Below are 16,825 nucleotides of genomic sequence, written 5' to 3'. Positions count from 1 at the left end.
AAGAAGTCTACTGCTATTCCATGTCAAGAACAACCATAAGTTCATTAGGGTTCACATAACCTAAAGCATTTTTTGCTTGCTCATCAAGCAGATCTAAATCTAAGCTTTTTTCATATAAGCCAAATACTTTATTGTCCAACTTTTCCTTTTCAGAAGAGACATCCTTTAGCAAAAGCTTATTGTACTCAATCTCTTTTTTTAAGTCGATTAACGTCAATAAGCCACGTTTACCTGTAATTGTGCTAATGCTAAAATATAATGTAAGAGAAGAAATGAATAAGGCTGCGCTTAAACACAGTAACTTTTGCTTCTTTTTAGATATAAGCACCATACTTTCACATACAAGAAATACATAACATGAAAAGGTGAACAAAAAGCTAAGAACCTTGACGCGCTTTACACCTTGGCTTTACCTTGTTTATAATGTAAATCTTACCACCCCTTTTCACAACTTTACAATTTTTATCTCTGTTACGATGAGATTTTAGCGACCCTTTGACTTTCATATCTATAGTAAGAATTAAATTACCTTACATTATGATCACTTACAGAGAGTTAGTCAATTGATAAATTTTTCACATTTTATTAAAATACTGTATAATTGTTGCTGATACTTCTTCGATTGACTTTTGCGTGACATCAATAATTGGCCAGTTATTCTGCTTAAATAATTCCTCTGCTTCTTTAATTTCCTTTTCTACTTTTCTAGGATTAGCATATATATTATTATCTTCGTTGTTAATTGAAGTAAGTCTATTTTTGCGTATTTCTATTAGCCTACTTACGTCTATTGTTACCCCTATTGTTAGTTTATTTTTTAATTTTGCCAAGTCGACATAAAAGGGTACTCCACTAACAAAAGGAATATTTGCAACCTTATAGCCTCGATAAGCTAAATACGTACTGGTGGGAGATTTTGATGTACGTGAAACTCCAACCAAAATTATATCTGCTTTATCAATATCTTGAATATTTTGCCCATCATCATGATTAATAGTGTAGTTTATTGCCTCAATGCGCTGAAAATATTCGTTATTTATCTCAGTATGCAAGTCAAGCTTTTCGTCTTTTTCAATTTCAAGATAGGACGAAATTTCTCTAATAATATGTGATAATATTGCTCTATAGGGAATTTTCAACTTTATACAGTTATCTTTTAGATATTTTCTTAGCTCATCATCAGTAATAGTGCATATAACAAAATTATGCTCATCACTTTTCCTATTAATTTCCTCCAGAATTTTGTCAATCTGCTCTTCTCCTTTTACAAAAGACCAAACATATTCGATCGTTTCTATAGAACGAAAGTGTTTCAGGGCTGATTTTGCAACTGATATAACAGTTTCACCACTTGAATCTGATACTAAATGTAGATTAAGCTTTTTAAAGGTCATATACTAAAAATAATAGCAAGCAATCTGCTACTGAAATTGTGCTAATTTGTTAATCTATGTCAATGCAGAAAAACTATCCTGTTGATAAAACTCAAACTAATTGGTAAATTCTTAACGCAATTATTCTCAAAACGAATGTTTTTATTAAAGCCTACAAATTTCACTTCTTTTTCTAAAAAAACACTACCTTGGCTTGGGGTTATTTGTTTCGCATGTTTTTTAATTGGAATGTTTTTAGCGTTATTCTTCTCCCCAGAAGATTATAAACAAGGAGAAATTGTACGAATTATGTACATTCATGTGCCTTCTGCATGGCTTGCTCTTGGAATATATGGACTCATTGCATCACTTAGTTTCATTTCATTGGTGTGGAACAATAGCATTGCTAGTGTCTTGGCACATGCTGCTGCTCCTGCAGGGACAGTCTTTTCTGCAATATGCTTAATCACAGGTAGCATCTGGGGAAAAGGAACCTGGGGCACTTGGTGGGTATGGGATGCAAGGCTTACTTCAATGCTAATTTTATTTTTCCTATATGTTGGCTACCTTTCATTGTGGAGCGCTTTTGATAATGAAGCGAGGGCAGAAAAATCAGCAGCAGTATTTGCCATTTTTAGTGCTATAAATATTCCCGTAGTAAAATTTTCTGTGAATTTATGGTCTACTCTCCATCAGCCAGCAAGCATTTTGAGAAGAGGTGGAGTAGCAATAGAAAGTTCTTTGCTGTTGCCACTCATTGTAATGTTTATGTTTTGTGCCACATTTTTTTTAGTAGTGTGGATACTATACTCACTTCACTTAATTAATTTGTACAAAATAAAGAGAGAAATCAGTATGCGGTATTAGGTAGCTTTGTAAGTATACAGGTAAATATGCTAGAGAAAATTAGGTAAAATATCTTTGGTCACTTTAAATACTTGCCTGCTGAAACTGAAGAACGTGCTATGTTATGTGATCTAACTAATTTTAAAAGCAGCAATGACCAACTAACTAGAATAGATCAGGTATTGAATCGAGATCAACTTGAACATTTTACCAACGTTCTTGAAACGTAACCGTTCACGGAGATAAGGTGGTTTACAAAGTAAGTATAAAAGTGTAAAGAGATAGGAAGCTAAATATGGAATGGGTAAATGACAACAGTGCTGCAAGAAAAGGTTGTAGCAGAAAACGCTAATCTCAAGGAAGAAATAAAAGCACTGATCAGAGAAAATGATAGCTTGAAAGCAAAAATAGTTGAATTAGAAGACAAATTGGGCTTAAATTCGCAAAATTCATCGCTGCCACCATCACGAGATATATATCGTAAGAAAGCAAAAAAGAAAAGTGATAAAAAACCAGGAGGTCAGCCAGGACATAAGGTGCATAAGCGTGAATTAATGGCTGCAGACGAGGTAGTGAGATGCACAATTGATACAATTTGTATGTGTGGAGGTAATACCAAATCTCATAAATAAGTAGGCAAATAACTCACAGAACAAATGGTTTTGATCGAACTTTCCGTAATATTACGAATGAATGCACATACAGTATCCTCCAATAAACTAACAGAGTCATATATTCTATTTTTAATGAGATTGTCTTTCAAATATTGCCATAAACGCTCTACTGGATTTAACTCTGGTGAATATGGAGGTAAATAGATTAAGGTAATATTTTGTGGTATTTTTAAACCTTTGGATCTATGCCATCCTGCACAATCCACAACAAGAAATGCCTCCCTTGTTCCTAAATATTGTGACATCTGCTCAAGGAATATATTCATACAATCAGTATTGACGTTTGGTACGAATAAGCTAGAACTCTCTCGATTTCTAGGATTAACTGCACTATAGAGATAAAAGTTTTGCCTACCTAATTTTACCTTAACCTGTGTCCTAATGCCTTTTTTAAACCACCCGTGTCCAATCTTTGAATGTGTGCCAAACCGCGACTCATCGAAGAAAAATAGCTCTTTTTCGGGATACGTGACAATAGTTTCATTAAGATTTTTTTTTAAACTCTTCTTGTTTATTTTTATCCTGTTTATTGTGCACAGGCCTTGGAGTAATATACGAAAAACCTAACTTTTGCATCAGTCTATGTGCTGTAGACTTACTTACCTCAATAGAAAACATTTTCTCAATTATGATTTTTAATTTCTTAGCCGTTAGGTTGGCTCCTTCTTCTGCTATGACATTTTTAATTTCTTCTTGCTGCTTGTAGCTCAACTTCGGCTTTACTCCACGTCCTGGTTGTATTTTAAACGCATTGACTCCTCCTTCCTTAAATCTTGTAATCCACTTCATCAATGTAGTTCTAGTAATTCGGTATATTTGAGCAACTTTTGTTATTCCATATTCTTTTGCAGATATTATTGCCTGTAATCTTCTTCCTATCTCTCCTCTTATGCCGTGCTTCTTTAATTCCAGGTTACACTTATTATATAATTCTTCTCCTATTGCTTTACTTTTTCCTGCCATAACTCCCCACTAATTCTTAAATTATTCTATTTTAGAAATTTTTCTTTATTCCTCTATTTATTTTTAGGAATTGGTATTACTCCAAGGCCTGTGCACAATAAACAGGATAAAAATAAACAAGAAGAGTTTAAAAAAAAATCTTAATGAAACTATTGTCACGTATCCCGAAAAAGAGCTATTTTTCTTCGATGAGTCGCGGTTTGGCACACATTCAAAGATTGGACACGGGTGGTTTAAAAAAGGCATTAGGACACAGGTTAAGGTAAAATTAGGTAGGCAAAACTTTTATCTCTATAGTGCAGTTAATCCTAGAAATCGAGAGAGTTCTAGCTTATTCGTACCAAACGTCAATACTGATTGTATGAATATATTCCTTGAGCAGATGTCACAATATTTAGGAACAAGGGAGGCATTTCTTGTTGTGGATTGTGCAGGATGGCATAGATCCAAAGGTTTAAAAATACCACAAAATATTACCTTAATCTATTTACCTCCATATTCACCAGAGTTAAATCCAGTAGAGCGTTTATGGCAATATTTGAAAGACAATCTCATTAAAAATAGAATATATGACTCTGTTAGTTTATTGGAGGATACTGTATGTGCATTCATTCGTAATATTACGGAAAGTTCGATCAAAACCATTTGTTCTGTGAGTTATTTGCCTACTTATTTATGAGATTTGGTATCAGAACTTCTAGTGATATGCACCTTGTGGTAAGGAAAAATCAATATATTCACGATAAATTTACCTCATATCTGTGTTTTATATGTGGAAATTGGAATGGAAATTTATGTAGGCAAAGAAAAAAGAATAGCAAATGTGGTAACTGAGCACTGGAGTGACATAAAAGGACCAGACAGAGATTGGCCAGAAAGGCACGAAATAGACACTGCAGAAATAATGGAGTCATGGCAGCATTGTTTTATCATTGAAGTCAAGGATCAAGGTTATATTTGTGAAAATGCAGGAGAAAAGGCTGTTGAATTCTATGGTTTTGAGAAAAAGACGTGCATTGATAATAAGTATGCAATTGATGCACCATTTTTGCGACTATATAAAATAGATGCAGTTATTGATAAACTTGATGCTGTAATAGAGAGTAAATGCCCAATCAATGAAGAGGAAGAAAGTGAAAGTGTTAAAATGAGGCAAGTATTGTTACCACTTGGGAATAAAGAAGGTATAACACACATATTGGGCGTAATTACTTTTAAACTCCTTTAATATACAATTTTAATTTGATTCTTTAATAAAATTATTTATACTAATGCTTAATTACTATTAAAGAACTCAATAGTAGTGTTTGTAAATTTATTTGGAATATGAAGAGAATAAAATTAAAAACCAAATCTTCTGTTAAAAAGCGCTTTCACCTTACAGCTAAGGGTAAAGTCATTTCTACTCAGTCAGGCAAAAGGCATGGCATGGTAAAGAGAAGTAAATCTAATATTCGTAATCAGCGCGGTACAACGATTCTTGGTAAATCTGACTCGCGTATAGTTAAGCTTTATATGCCTTATGGTATTTAACAAAATGGAGGTAAAATAAAATGGCTCGGGTAAAACGTGGAATCACTACTCACGCTCGTCATAAAAAAATATTGAAACTGGCAAAGGGTTATAGAGGACGTGCAAAAAGCTGTTATAGAATTGCATTACAAAGAGTTGAAAAAGCACTGCAATATGCTTACAGAGACAGAAGAACCCGTAAACGTGATTTCCGTAGCTTATGGATAATACGTATTAATGCAGCAGCAAGAGAGCATGGGCTTACTTATGGTAGGTTTATGCATGGTCTTACACTTGCCGGCATTGATTTAAATAGAAAAATTCTTGCTGAGATGGCCGTTAATTATAAGGATGATTTTGCCAAATTAGTAGAAGCTGTAAGTGGTAAATTAGCGGAGAATTCTTAAAGCAAAAACACCATGAGAATTATTTTCATGGGATCACCAGAATTTGCTGTTAATTCTCTGAGCTTGTTACTGAAATCAAAAAGCGAAGTGGTAGCAGTATACACTAAGGCTCCAAAACCTTCAGGACGTGGACAGAAGCCAACGAAATCTCCAGTACATGTTATCGCTGAAGAAAGTAACATAGAGGTATGTACTCCTATCTCTCTAAAGTTTTCGGCAGAGCAAGAAAAATTTAGAAATTTCAAACCAGACGTTGCAGTTGTTGCTGCGTATGGATTGATACTTCCAAGAGAAATTTTGAATATTCCTAAATATGGTTGTATTAATATTCATCCTTCATTACTACCAAGGTGGCGTGGTGCAGCTCCGATACAGCACACAATTTTAGCAGGAGATCAAGAAATCGGGGTTAGCATTATGCAATTGGATGAAGGATTAGATTCCGGCCCTATTTTAAAACAGGAAAAATTTCTTATCGAAAAGAACGATAACTACAAGACATTGCATGATAAATTGTCTGAATTAGGCAGTGATTTACTGCTGAAAGTGCTAAACGAAATTGAAAAACAGGTTCCCTTAAAACAGAACGATAATGATGCATGTTACGCTGACAAAGTGGAAGACTATAAAATTTATGCAAGTGATGCTTGTGAGGTTGCTTATAGAAAGGTTAAAGCGTTTTACCCAAAAGCGTTCATCAAGATAGAGAATAAACGTATCAGGATACTTGATGCTGACTTTGAAGCTCTCGCTTCAGAACAAGGTAAGATTGTTAACGATAATATGCACATAAGTTTAAAAGGTGGCACTTTAATTCCTAAAGTTGTACAAATGGAAGGGAGAAATCCTTGCAGTATTGAAGATTTTATTCGTGGCTTGAAATCAAGCATGGTAAAAAAATTTATAGAATAGACTGCTTTAAATTAGTGTAGAAATGTAATAGCTAAATTTCCTTTTCTTAGATATAATCTTAAAAAACTTTCCGTACAAAAATGAAAATAAAAAGAGCTTTAATATCAGTATACGACAAAACGAATATAATTGATCTTGCATCGTTTTTAATGCAGCAACAAATAGAAATTCTCTCAACGGGAAATACTTATAAAGCACTATCTGATGCCGGAATAAAAACACAAGAGGTCTCAGATTACACACAATTTCCAGAGATACTGGGTGGTAGAGTAAAAACTTTACACCCTAAAATTCATGGAGGAATACTTTGCAATAGAGAAAAGCACAAAACGGAAATGCAAAATCTAGGTGTTGAGCCAATAGACCTGCTTATAACTAACCTATACCCATTTTGGGAGACAGTAAGTAGCGGCTCAAATGAAGATCAAATTATAGAACAAATTGATATCGGCGGAGTGGCGTTAATTAGAGCTGCAGCAAAAAACTTTTGTTTTACTTCAGTTATTTCTAGCATTCAAGACTATGAAGCACTAAAAGCTGAGATGATAAAACATAACAATGAAACAACATTGGAATATAGAAAACATTTAGCAACCAAAGCATTTGCTCTCACTGCACACTATGATTCTAATATTCACAGTTGGTTTTTATCCCAGAGTAAAAATAATGAGTTGCCAGAGTTTTTTGCACTATATGGACATAAAGTACAAGAACTCAGGTATGGTGAAAATCCCCATCAAAAAGCTGCATTTTATAGTAATCAATTTACCAAATATCCGCTAGAAAAAATACATGGGAAAGAGTTGAGTTATAATAATATAGTAGATATAGAGTCCGCACTTAACATAATTTCTGAGTTTAAAGAGCCTGCAGCAGTGATAATAAAGCACAATAACCCATGTGGCACTGCTGTTAGTGATAATGCTTTGGAGGCATATGAAAAGGCCCTATCGTGTGATGAAGTAAGCAGTTTTGGTGGTATAGTAGCTTTAAATCGGGAGATAGATTTAAAGCTAGCAGAAAAATTAAACGAGATATTTTTGGAAGTAGTGATAGCACCTTCAGTCAGCAATAAAGCACTAAAAATTTTGCAAAGAAAGAAAAATTTAAGAGTGATTATTCATAAATCTTTCCAACAAAATGTGAAATACCAAACTAAAAATGTTGTTGGTGGGTTTTTGGTGCAAGAAAATAATGACCACACAATAAAAGCAGAACAAGTAACAGAATGCACTACAACAGAAAAAGAAAAGGAAGATCTTATTTTTGCCTGGAAAATATGTAAACATGTGAAATCCAACGCAATAGTTATAGCAAAAGATGGTTGTGCTATTGGCATCGGTGCAGGGCAAACAAGCAGAATAGATAGTGTGAACATTGCAGTAAAAAAAGCAGGTGAAAAATGTAAAGGTGCAGTGCTTGCTTCAGATGCATTTTTTCCATTCCCAGATAGCATAGTAGAAAGTGCAAAACATGGAATTACAGCTATAATTCAGCCTGGTGGCTCGCTGAAAGATCAAGATGTGATAAAAGCTGCAAATGAAAATAAAATTGCTATGTTTTTCACTGGCGTTCGCAGTTTTTTCCATTAGGCTTTGTGTCTTATGGCTAGAGATTTTTCCATATCATACCACCATAACTGTACGAACGTTGTGATTTGAGTCCACAAGGTAGGATGTCATTCAAGTAGTCTCCTTCTCCTGTCATCCCAGTGCCCTGACTACTTGGATCCAGATTGGACACTGAGCTGGTGAGTATAAAAGTATAGCTTCTACGTCATACCGTGATTTATTCACGGTATCTCACATAGATCCCGCTAACAAGTAGCGGGATGACGATTGTCAAGGTGTCATCCGAGTAGCTTGACTACTTGGATCCAGGAAACTTAACTTTAAATAAGTGGCTGCATAATAAAGACTAGATTCCAGCGTCACGCGCTGGAATGACAAGTTCGCGGCGGCATCCTCGTCATTCCGCCACGGTATCTCTAGATCCCGCTAACAAGCAGCGGGATGACGGTTGTCAGGCTAGCTGTCATCCCAGTGCTCCTTTTTTTGTCATCCGAGTAGCCCCTTTTTTGTCATCCCAGTGCTTAACACTGGGATGACACCCTACTTAACCATCATACTGCCGCGGTATCTCTTAGCCGCTAACACATAGCGGAATGACGAAGTTATCGTCATTCCACCGCGAACCGTCATACCGCGATTCATTCGCGGTATCTCATCCGCTAACAAGAGATCCCGCTAACACGTAGCGGGATGACGGTTGTCGTTTAGCTATAAATGTTTAAGAAATTTACCAAATGAAAAAAAGGCAAAAGAAGCTCCGTGGTGCGAGTTTTGACCCTATAATAATTTAAACTGGCGCTGTAATAATGTGCTAACGCTTAAAATAAGCGCGATTTGGCTGAATGTAGAAAAAATTTAAAAGACATGCAGCCGCTATAATTTTATGTAATCCGCCAATAAATACCCTGAGTTTTTTACTGAATTTTGTCATTGAGCCTGCAGGTCAAAAACAAGTTTTGAGTCATAAATACCCTTATTGTCATAATAAGGGGGCTGGCGGAGTTTGTCAAGGAATTTTCTTATTTCATTTAAATTGCTTGTAACCTTCTTATACACTCGTCTTTACCAAGAATCACCATGATATCGATGATTCCAGGTGCATCCATTACTCCAGTTATAGGGGCACGTAATGAGTGGTATACACTGCTTATTTTCATATCATGTGATTTTGCACATTCCTTGATCTGAGAAGATAAAAAACCCTTATTCCAATTTTCATCACCGATCTTTGACAGAAATGATGCGAGTAACTTAATTATATTGAGGTTAGATTTGACAATTTGACAAGCTTCTTCACTTAAATCAAGTGGCGGATCTTGAATATAAAATTTTGCTAAATCCAATAATTCGGTCAGGTAGTTTGCTCTTTTTTTCAGCTCTGTCAGTCCCTGCAGTAAATAGCCCTTTTTTTTGTCAGTTAGAGTATTTTCTCTAAGCATTAGAGTCAGAATATCTTCATTGCTCATATTACTAATATAGTGGTTATTCAAATGCTCCAGTTTTTTGAAATCGAGCCGTGCAGGTGAACGACCAATACTTTCTAAATTAAACCACTCTATTGCTTGCTCATCGCTAATAATCTCATCGTTGCCGTGACTCCAGCCAAGTCTCAGCAAGTAATTACGCATCGCTTTTGGCAATATTCCCATCTTTTCATAATCGCAAACGCTTGTGGCACCATGCCTTTTGGATAGCTTATTCCCATCTTCCCCATGGATAAGCGGCACATGTGCAAAGCGTGGAATGTCAAAATCAAGAGCCTGGTATATTAGCAGCTGTTTAAAGGTATTAGTGAGATGGTCAGAGCCACGTATTACATCAGTTATTCCAGCATCATGATCGTCAACCACTACGGCAAAAATATATGTTGGAGTGTTATCAGAGCGTAAGATCACTATATCATCAAGCTGCTCGCTACTTACTTTGATTTGGCCGTATATTTTATCATCAATGACGATCTCTTGCGAGTCTGGCACTTTGAAACGGATAACTGACCTCACACCCGATGTCATTCCAGCGCGTGACCACATATTTTTTTCTGGATCCCAGTGTCGAGCACTGGGATGACAAGAAGGAGGTTTTGTAGTACATTTATGCTTGTATATCTTGCCCTCTTCTCTTGCTTTTATTTTCTTTTCTGCAACTTCATCTTCAGGGCAGTAACAGTGATACGCCCTACCCTTTTCAACTAAAAGATTTGCAACTTCAATATGTCTAGCTATTCTTCTCGATTGATATATTATTTCTCCATCATAGTTTATTCCAAGCCATTTCAGCCCTTCTATAATTGCATCAATTGCTTCTTGTGTTAAACGTTTTCTGTCGGTGTCCTCAATCCTTAGCAAAAACCTGCCACCATGATGCTTTGCATAGAGCCAATTAAATAACGCAGTACGAGCCCCTCCAATGTGCAAAAACCCTGTTGGTGATGGAGCGAATCTCGTGACTACGTCTGGCATGTTATTGTTACAGTAAAGTATAGGCTATGATACCCAAAATCCACGTTTGTAACAATGTAGAATTTATTTATTCTGAGAGATTAAATTTTATTTATTTTTAATAAATCGTGTTGTATAATTTAGTGTTGGTTAATAGTTAGGTACGTTATGACTGGATCTACAGATGAGATAAAAGAATTGCTCTCAGCTAATGAAGCTAATGTCAATTGGCGTTACACCGGCCCATTTGATAAAACAAAACAAAGAGTACAGGCAGATAATCTCTTGCATCTAGCTGCAAGAAGACAAAACAAAGATAAATTTGTAGACACTTGCAAGAAGAACATTGCTTCTGTAACTGTGCATAATGAATATGGAAATAATCCATTTCATGAAGCAGCAAGGGGTGGGATTTTGCTGCCTGCAGTAAAAGAGATTGTGAATTACTTAGAGACGAAAGCTGATAACAAAATTAAAAAAGCAAAAGAAGCTGGAGATTGGGAAAAAGTAAGCAAGTTGAAAGAGGAACTCAAATGTAATAAAAAATATATTAAAGATGCGCTCTGCAGTAAAGACCATGCTTTTAATAAGAAAAGGGAAACTCCTCTTTATTACTTAGATGCTGCACAACAGAAAGAAATTAAGCAAATCGCAGACATAAAAGACAGCTTTATATGTAATCAGAAGTTTCACCTGTGTTTATATATAGTAGGGGCTATAGCGTGTATTGCTGCCTTGTGTCTATCTTTATATTTTCTGTATCTATCTTCTCAGACTTTTGCACTAAGCTCGATGGTTGCAATAGCTTCTGGCGGAGTCACATACCTGTCAGTTAAGGCATGTAACGAGATACATGCCTTGCATAACGAAAGCACTTTAGTGGAAACTAATGTACAACTTGCAGGAGAAGGTTTGGGTGTTTGATGAAGCTAGAAATTACTTGCAGGCAATTATATAGGAATGTACTTTCTTAAGAGTGATTCTTAAGAAAGTATATTTATACGATGACAGAAAAGAAGTACAGTAAGATTTTAATAGCAAACAGAGGGGAGATTGCCTGCAGAATTATCAGAACTGCCCATAAGATGGGTATATCTTGTGTATGCGTATATTCGGATGCGGATATAAATTCTGTGCATGTAAGGCAAGCAGATGAGTCGAGGTATATTGGCCCTTCGCCTTCTTGCCTTAGTTACTTAAACATCGAAAAAATATGCGAGGTAGCAGTTGAAACAGGTGCACAGGCAGTTCATCCTGGTTATGGGTTTTTAGCGGAAAATCCAGATTTTCCACGTGCTCTGCAAAAACACAACATAGATTTCATCGGGCCAAGTGCAAAAACAATAGAAGTTACAGCCAATAAAATAACGGCAAAAGAAGAGGCAAGAAAGGCTGGAGTAAATGTAGTACCAGGATATATGGGCAAGATTAAAGATGTCGCTCATGCAGCCATCGTTGCTGAAGAGATTGGTTTTCCAGTTATGCTAAAAGCTGCATCAGGCGGTGGTGGCAAAGGAATGCGAATTGTAAATTCCAAAAAAGAAATTGAACTAGCGTTCACATCAGCAACAAATGAAGCAGAGAAAAGTTTTAAGGATGGCAGTATCTTTATAGAGAAATATATAGAACTACCAAGACATATTGAAATACAAATCATAGCAGATAAATATGGCAATATAGTGTGTCTTGGAGAAAGAGAATGCTCGATACAAAGGAATAACCAGAAAATAATGGAAGAAACGCCAAGTCCATTCATTAGTGAAGAAGTAAGACAAAAAATGTATGTCCAATGTGTTTCTCTGGCAAAGCAAGTTGGCTATTTTTCAGCAGGCACTGTTGAGTTTGTTGTAGATAAAGACCAAAACTTCTATTTTCTTGAGGTAAATACGAGATTGCAAGTTGAGCATCCAGTAACAGAATTTATAACTGGAATAGACATAGTAGAAGAAATGATTAGAACTTCCTGTGGAGAGAAATTGAGATTCAATCAGGATGATATTAAACTTACTGGTTCTGCAATAGAAAGTAGAATTTGCGCTGAAGACCCATCGAAGAAATTTTTCCCTTCCAGCGGAAGAATAAAATATTACGATAAACCGGATGAAAATGATTATGTAAGAATAGATGATGGAGTTGCTGCAGGTTCAGAAATTAGCACGTTCTATGACTCAATGATTGCAAAAGTTATAACATATGGAAAAGATAGAGTAGAAGCGATCAGTAGAATGCAAAAAGCATTGTCTGAATGCTATATAGAAGGAGTAACAAATAATATAGAATTTCTAGAATCCATCTTCCATCACCCAAATTTTATTGCAGCAAAGCTCCATACGAGATTCATTCCAGACCATTACCCTAGTGGGTTTCACGGCGATTTTGTTACAGAGGAGTATATTAAAATATTTATTTTCACTGCGTTATATGTTCATTTGGAAAATGAAGAAAGGTACCATCATAAAGCAGTGAATGAAACACCTCAGGTGTCATTCCAGTGCGTGACACTGGAATCTAGTAAAAAAGAAGGGGCACCAGTATCAGCTACTCGGATGGCAGGTGACCGTGCAAGAGATTTATTCATAGTGAATATAAATGACAATGAGTACTCCGTAAGTGCAAGATATCAAGATAATATATTAACAACAGTATATAACCACAATACATACTCTGTAGTAGGCAAGTGGAAATCAAGTCATAAGTTACTATATATTACAATTAATGATGATGCTGATATAACATTTAAAGTAGAAAAACAAGGCAGCAAATACTTCATAAGACATGCAGGCATGAAAGCTGAGTGTTGTATATTTAAGCCTCATGTAGCTGAATTAAGTAGGTTAATGCTAAATAATGAAACAGAAGGGATTTCAGCAGATGCTGTAAAATCCCCAATATCTGGCTTATTAGTTAAGTTGCACGTAAATATAGGAGATCAGGTGGAAATAGGACAACCTTTATTTGTGGTGGAGGCAATGAAAATGGAAAATATCATATGTGCTGAAGCAGCAATGGTGATAAAAAATATTCTCGTTCAAGAAGGAAAAAATGTGCAGATTGGTGATGTAGTATTAGCTCTGCTTTCTTAAATAACACAAGAAGTATAAACTTGACCCAAACAAGATAAATGAAAACACTTGATGAGCTATGGCAATGGCTATTGGTATGTGCAATAATAGAGTAATGACACCCAAAATGATCTGAATGATAACGGAGAGCAGCATAATATATACCGGTTTTACGCTAGCATTTTTTACTGTGAGTATTACTACCAAAGCTAGTATTAGCAATGCCAGTGCTCGATGTATAAATTGCACTGTTGCTCTGTTCTCAAAGATATTCAGCCATATAGGGTGTAAGAAAAATAAATCTTCTGGAACGATTTGTCCGTCCATTAGTGGAAAGGTATTGTAAATCAAACCAGCATTTAATCCCGCAACAAACGCACCGAAAATTATTTGTATTACAATTAGGGCCAAAATCATCCCTGTGTAGTATATAGTGTCACTACTAATCTTAAGTTTAGTTTGCTTTGGCCTGATTTGGTAATCAAAAAATTGATATGACAATAATGCAAAGACAATTAATGCTAATAATAAGTGAAGTGCAAGCCTATAGTGGCTAACATGAGGTTCAGTTACTAAACCACTTTTAACCATATACCAACCAGCAAAAGCTTGTAAAGCTCCAAATAATAATGCCATAAATAGCCTTATTACTACCTTTTTAGATATTTTTCTTCTTAATGTAAAATATATAAATGGCAGGACAAAAACTAAACCTGTTAGTCTTGCAACCAATCTGTGTACATATTCTATTAAGTATATAGCCTGAAATTCCTCCATACTCATACCATAGTTGAATGCTTTATACTCAGGTGTAGTTTCATATTTTAATTTTTCTTGTAGCCAATCTTGTCCACTCAGTGGTGGCAATGTTCCAGTGATGGGTTTCCACTCCGTGATTGACAATCCTGCTTTTGAAAGTCTGGTAAATCCACCAATCCCCACCATGAGAATTACCATAATACAGCAGAGAAAAAGCCAAATAGCTACAGGTTTTGATTCCATAAACCATGCTGAGTTTTGTTCCATCGCTCAGGGTAAAGAATAAATTCCCACAAGGCAAGAAAAGCTGCAACACTATGTAGCAGACTATAGACCGGAAAAAATATCGATACTATATAAAAATAAAAAGGCATCTTTTGCTGTTTGACAGCTATTACCAAAAGAATCAGGTTAGTAACGTATACCACTACAAAGTAGTACAAAAATAATTCATTTAAAACTTTAGTTAATATCAATGAAAGCAGTAAAAATGGAGTAGTAAAAAATATAAAAGCTGCAGAGCCAACAAAAAGATTCAATAACAAAATTCCCTTAAATCCAGTGTGTTTATAAAGTGACTTTATATTTTTTAAATGAACAATATAAGTTTGCATATAGCCTTTGATCCAGCGCGCTCTTTGCTTAATCCAAGCAAATACAGCAATTGGTGACTCTTCCAATGTTTCTGAGTCAATCATCCTGGTTTTATATCCCATTTGCGCAAGTCTCAAACCAAGGTCAGCATCTTCGGTAACACTATAAGCATCCCAGAAAAACAATTTTTTTAGAATTTTTACTGAAAAATGATTACTGCTACCACCCAAAGGCATTGGCATGTTCATTTTTTGGAATCCAGGCAATAAGTATTGAAACCAGTTCATATACTCCAGAGAAAAGGATTTTGTGAGAAAATTATAATCACAATTATAGTAATTTAATTTCGCCTGTACACAGGCAAGCTTATCGTCGCCCTTATTAAATTCAATCAGTGCTTTTTTTAACTGCAATGGGTCTGGTTTATCGTCCGCATCATATATTACTGCATACTTTCCTCTAGCAAAGCTCATAGCATAATTGCATGACTTGGCTTTTGTTCTAGGCAAAGAATGAGGCACTTTTATTACTTCAAAATACTGTGGTAAAGTGTACTTTTCTATAGCTGCTAGCGTTTCCTGGTCATCACTTTCTACCTGAAGCTTCACATCTAATTTCGATTTTGGATAATCCAAACTTTCAATGCTTTCGATCAATTGCTCTATCACTGCACTTTCTTTAAAAGCAGGCAATAAAATAGTATATATAGGAAAATCTTCTTCATTCAGCTTACTATAATCCACTTTTTGGTTGGAGGTTTCACATAAGTTAAAAATTGTAGCTATAAACTTGAATAAATAACTAGAACATCCGATTATAAATATCAACATCAAAGCAAAATATGTATATTTCTCTGTTAGTGTTAAAATTGAAGTTACAATAAAGAAAGAAGCAAAAAATATTGAGCTTAGTTTAATGCTTTTAGCTGAAAAATTAGCATTCTTGTAATATAAGTAGTTGCTTGCAAATTCTGAAATACCAAAGTGCGAGTTAAGAAGATTTAAAATCTGTTCGCTATCCACTTTTATTAATACATAGTCAATACCGTAATGAGCTTCGACCCAACGGTTGATATCTCGGCTTGTGTCTTCAACCATAAAAAAAGTAGTATCATTTAATTTTTGCCAAGGAATTATATTAAATTTATAGTAAAAAAGTTTCTCTTGCTCTTTGCATAAACTAGAATCAAACTTAATTTTTTCTACATTATCAGCTTGAAGTATAGGCAATTGTTGCATTAAACCTAATGCAATTTTTTATTTAAGTCACGTGAAAATGAAGATATGACCTCGCTACTACGCTTATCATCTTTACGTTCATGCATTATTTTTTTTACAGCATCAGCAGCTATATTCGCTGTGTTAGCCTGTAAGTCTCCAAGAGCTTTTTCAACTTGGTCAGTGACTTTCTTCAAGTTAGAATGGGCATTGTCATCTAATGTCTGATCTAGCTGCTGTCTATTGTGCTTAATGATACTATTAGCTTTATCAAGTGCTTCATTCATCATTTTATTAACTTCTGCATCTAATTCTTTGTATTTTTCAGAAGATTTTTTGTAATACTCCAACATATCTTTCCTGAATTTTTCAGTTTCTTCACTTGAAAATTTGCTTTTGTTACGCGCATTTTTTATCACTTTCTTTAGCAATTTATACGAAAGGACAAAACTTACCAAGAAGGCAAGACCGATAATCAGTGATGTAGACATAAAAAC

Annotated in this window: 17 protein-coding genes and 1 pseudogene; 10 read left to right on the top strand and 8 right to left on the bottom strand. The window is 35.2% G+C overall.

Annotation, left to right across the window (positions count from 1 at the left end):
• Positions 1–13: 13 nt before the first annotated feature.
• The 3 genes from WKH12_RS06345 to WKH12_RS06335 all read right to left on the bottom strand — a co-directional run bounded on the left by WKH12_RS06345 (position 14) and on the right by WKH12_RS06335 (position 1,394).
• Positions 14–331 carry an FtsB family cell division protein gene (locus tag WKH12_RS06345; protein WP_434732288.1) on the bottom strand — a complete coding sequence of 106 codons (318 nt, stop codon included), beginning with the start codon at positions 329–331 and terminating at the stop codon, positions 14–16.
• 46 nt (positions 332–377) lie between these two features.
• A complete protein-coding gene (ykgO, locus tag WKH12_RS06340) occupies positions 378–506 on the bottom strand; it encodes a type B 50S ribosomal protein L36 (RefSeq protein ID WP_006279631.1) in 129 nt (42 codons plus the stop codon).
• A 69-nt stretch (positions 507–575) separates the two neighbouring features.
• Positions 576–1,394, bottom strand: coding sequence for a pyruvate, water dikinase regulatory protein (locus tag WKH12_RS06335; protein WP_434732287.1), 819 nt, complete (start codon positions 1,392–1,394; stop codon positions 576–578).
• A gap of 135 nt (positions 1,395–1,529) precedes the next feature.
• On the opposite strand from WKH12_RS06335, the gene ccmC reads away from it, so the two are divergent.
• Positions 1,530–2,240: a heme ABC transporter permease CcmC gene (gene ccmC, locus WKH12_RS06330; protein ID WP_434732286.1), complete on the top strand. Its 711-nt coding sequence runs from the start codon at positions 1,530–1,532 to the stop codon at positions 2,238–2,240.
• A gap of 287 nt (positions 2,241–2,527) precedes the next feature.
• Positions 2,528–2,851, top strand: a complete 324-nt coding sequence (locus WKH12_RS06325) for a DUF6444 domain-containing protein (protein ID WP_434732285.1) — start codon at positions 2,528–2,530, stop codon at positions 2,849–2,851.
• On the opposite strand, the gene WKH12_RS06320 is transcribed toward WKH12_RS06325, so the two are convergent.
• Positions 2,842–3,856 (bottom strand): IS630 family transposase gene (locus WKH12_RS06320; protein ID WP_434732009.1). Its coding sequence is split into 2 segments (ribosomal slippage): positions 2,842–3,390 and positions 3,392–3,856, totalling 1,014 coding nucleotides; the frame shifts between segments, so codons are not numbered across the junction. The genes WKH12_RS06325 and WKH12_RS06320 overlap by 10 nt on opposite strands.
• Positions 3,857–3,931: 75 nt before the next feature.
• On the opposite strand from WKH12_RS06320, the pseudogene WKH12_RS06315 reads away from it, so the two are divergent.
• The 6 genes and pseudogenes from WKH12_RS06315 to purH all read left to right on the top strand — a co-directional run.
• Positions 3,932–4,535 (top strand): annotated as a pseudogene (locus tag WKH12_RS06315) (IS630 family transposase); the annotation flags it as partial.
• Positions 4,536–4,640: 105 nt separating this feature from the next.
• Positions 4,641–5,084, top strand: a complete 444-nt coding sequence (locus WKH12_RS06310; RefSeq protein WP_434732669.1) for a PAS domain-containing protein — start codon at positions 4,641–4,643, stop codon at positions 5,082–5,084.
• A 98-nt stretch (positions 5,085–5,182) separates the two neighbouring features.
• Complete coding sequence (gene rpmI, locus WKH12_RS06305) at positions 5,183–5,389, top strand: 50S ribosomal protein L35 (RefSeq protein WP_064125368.1); 207 nt, start codon at positions 5,183–5,185, stop codon at positions 5,387–5,389.
• Positions 5,390–5,409: 20 nt separating this feature from the next.
• The gene (gene rplT, locus WKH12_RS06300) at positions 5,410–5,775 is read left to right on the top strand and encodes a 50S ribosomal protein L20 (protein ID WP_434732284.1); all 366 of its coding nucleotides are present in this window, start codon (positions 5,410–5,412) and stop codon (positions 5,773–5,775) included.
• Between the two features lie 12 nt (positions 5,776–5,787).
• On the top strand, positions 5,788–6,687 hold the full coding sequence (gene fmt / locus WKH12_RS06295) for a methionyl-tRNA formyltransferase (RefSeq protein ID WP_434732283.1): 900 nt from the start codon (positions 5,788–5,790) through the stop codon (positions 6,685–6,687).
• Between the two features lie 80 nt (positions 6,688–6,767).
• On the top strand, positions 6,768–8,279 hold the full coding sequence (purH, locus tag WKH12_RS06290) for a bifunctional phosphoribosylaminoimidazolecarboxamide formyltransferase/IMP cyclohydrolase (RefSeq protein WP_434732282.1): 1,512 nt from the start codon (positions 6,768–6,770) through the stop codon (positions 8,277–8,279).
• Between the two features lie 1,007 nt (positions 8,280–9,286).
• Here the strand turns inward: purH and gltX are convergent.
• Positions 9,287–10,717, bottom strand: a complete 1,431-nt coding sequence (gltX, locus tag WKH12_RS06285; RefSeq protein WP_434732281.1) for a glutamate--tRNA ligase — start codon at positions 10,715–10,717, stop codon at positions 9,287–9,289.
• Between the two features lie 147 nt (positions 10,718–10,864).
• On the opposite strand from gltX, the gene WKH12_RS06280 reads away from it, so the two are divergent.
• Complete coding sequence (locus WKH12_RS06280; RefSeq protein WP_434732280.1) at positions 10,865–11,620, top strand: ankyrin repeat domain-containing protein; 756 nt, start codon at positions 10,865–10,867, stop codon at positions 11,618–11,620.
• A gap of 80 nt (positions 11,621–11,700) precedes the next feature.
• On the top strand, positions 11,701–13,779 hold the full coding sequence (locus tag WKH12_RS06275; RefSeq protein ID WP_434732279.1) for an acetyl-CoA carboxylase biotin carboxylase subunit: 2,079 nt from the start codon (positions 11,701–11,703) through the stop codon (positions 13,777–13,779).
• On the opposite strand, the gene WKH12_RS06270 is transcribed toward WKH12_RS06275, so the two are convergent.
• The 3 genes from WKH12_RS06270 to WKH12_RS06260 are packed head-to-tail and all read right to left on the bottom strand — an operon-like array spanning position 13,762 to position 16,819.
• The gene (locus WKH12_RS06270; protein WP_353288846.1) at positions 13,762–14,760 is read right to left on the bottom strand and encodes a COX15/CtaA family protein; all 999 of its coding nucleotides are present in this window, start codon (positions 14,758–14,760) and stop codon (positions 13,762–13,764) included. The two genes, WKH12_RS06275 and WKH12_RS06270, sit on opposite strands and share 18 nt — an antisense overlap.
• Positions 14,742–16,340 carry a glycosyltransferase family 2 protein gene (locus WKH12_RS06265; RefSeq protein WP_434732668.1) on the bottom strand — a complete coding sequence of 533 codons (1,599 nt, stop codon included), beginning with the start codon at positions 16,338–16,340 and terminating at the stop codon, positions 14,742–14,744. Before WKH12_RS06265 ends, WKH12_RS06270 begins: the two co-directional genes overlap by 19 nt.
• Before the next feature lie 14 nt (positions 16,341–16,354).
• The gene (locus WKH12_RS06260; protein WP_434732278.1) at positions 16,355–16,819 is read right to left on the bottom strand and encodes a hypothetical protein; all 465 of its coding nucleotides are present in this window, start codon (positions 16,817–16,819) and stop codon (positions 16,355–16,357) included.
• Positions 16,820–16,825 lie beyond the last annotated feature (6 nt).

Origin of the sequence: Wolbachia endosymbiont of Zygogramma bicolorata, assembly GCF_051130665.1 — a bacterium.
Classification (GTDB): Bacteria; Pseudomonadota; Alphaproteobacteria; order Rickettsiales; family Anaplasmataceae; genus Wolbachia.
This window is presented reverse-complemented; position numbering and strand designations above follow the sequence as displayed.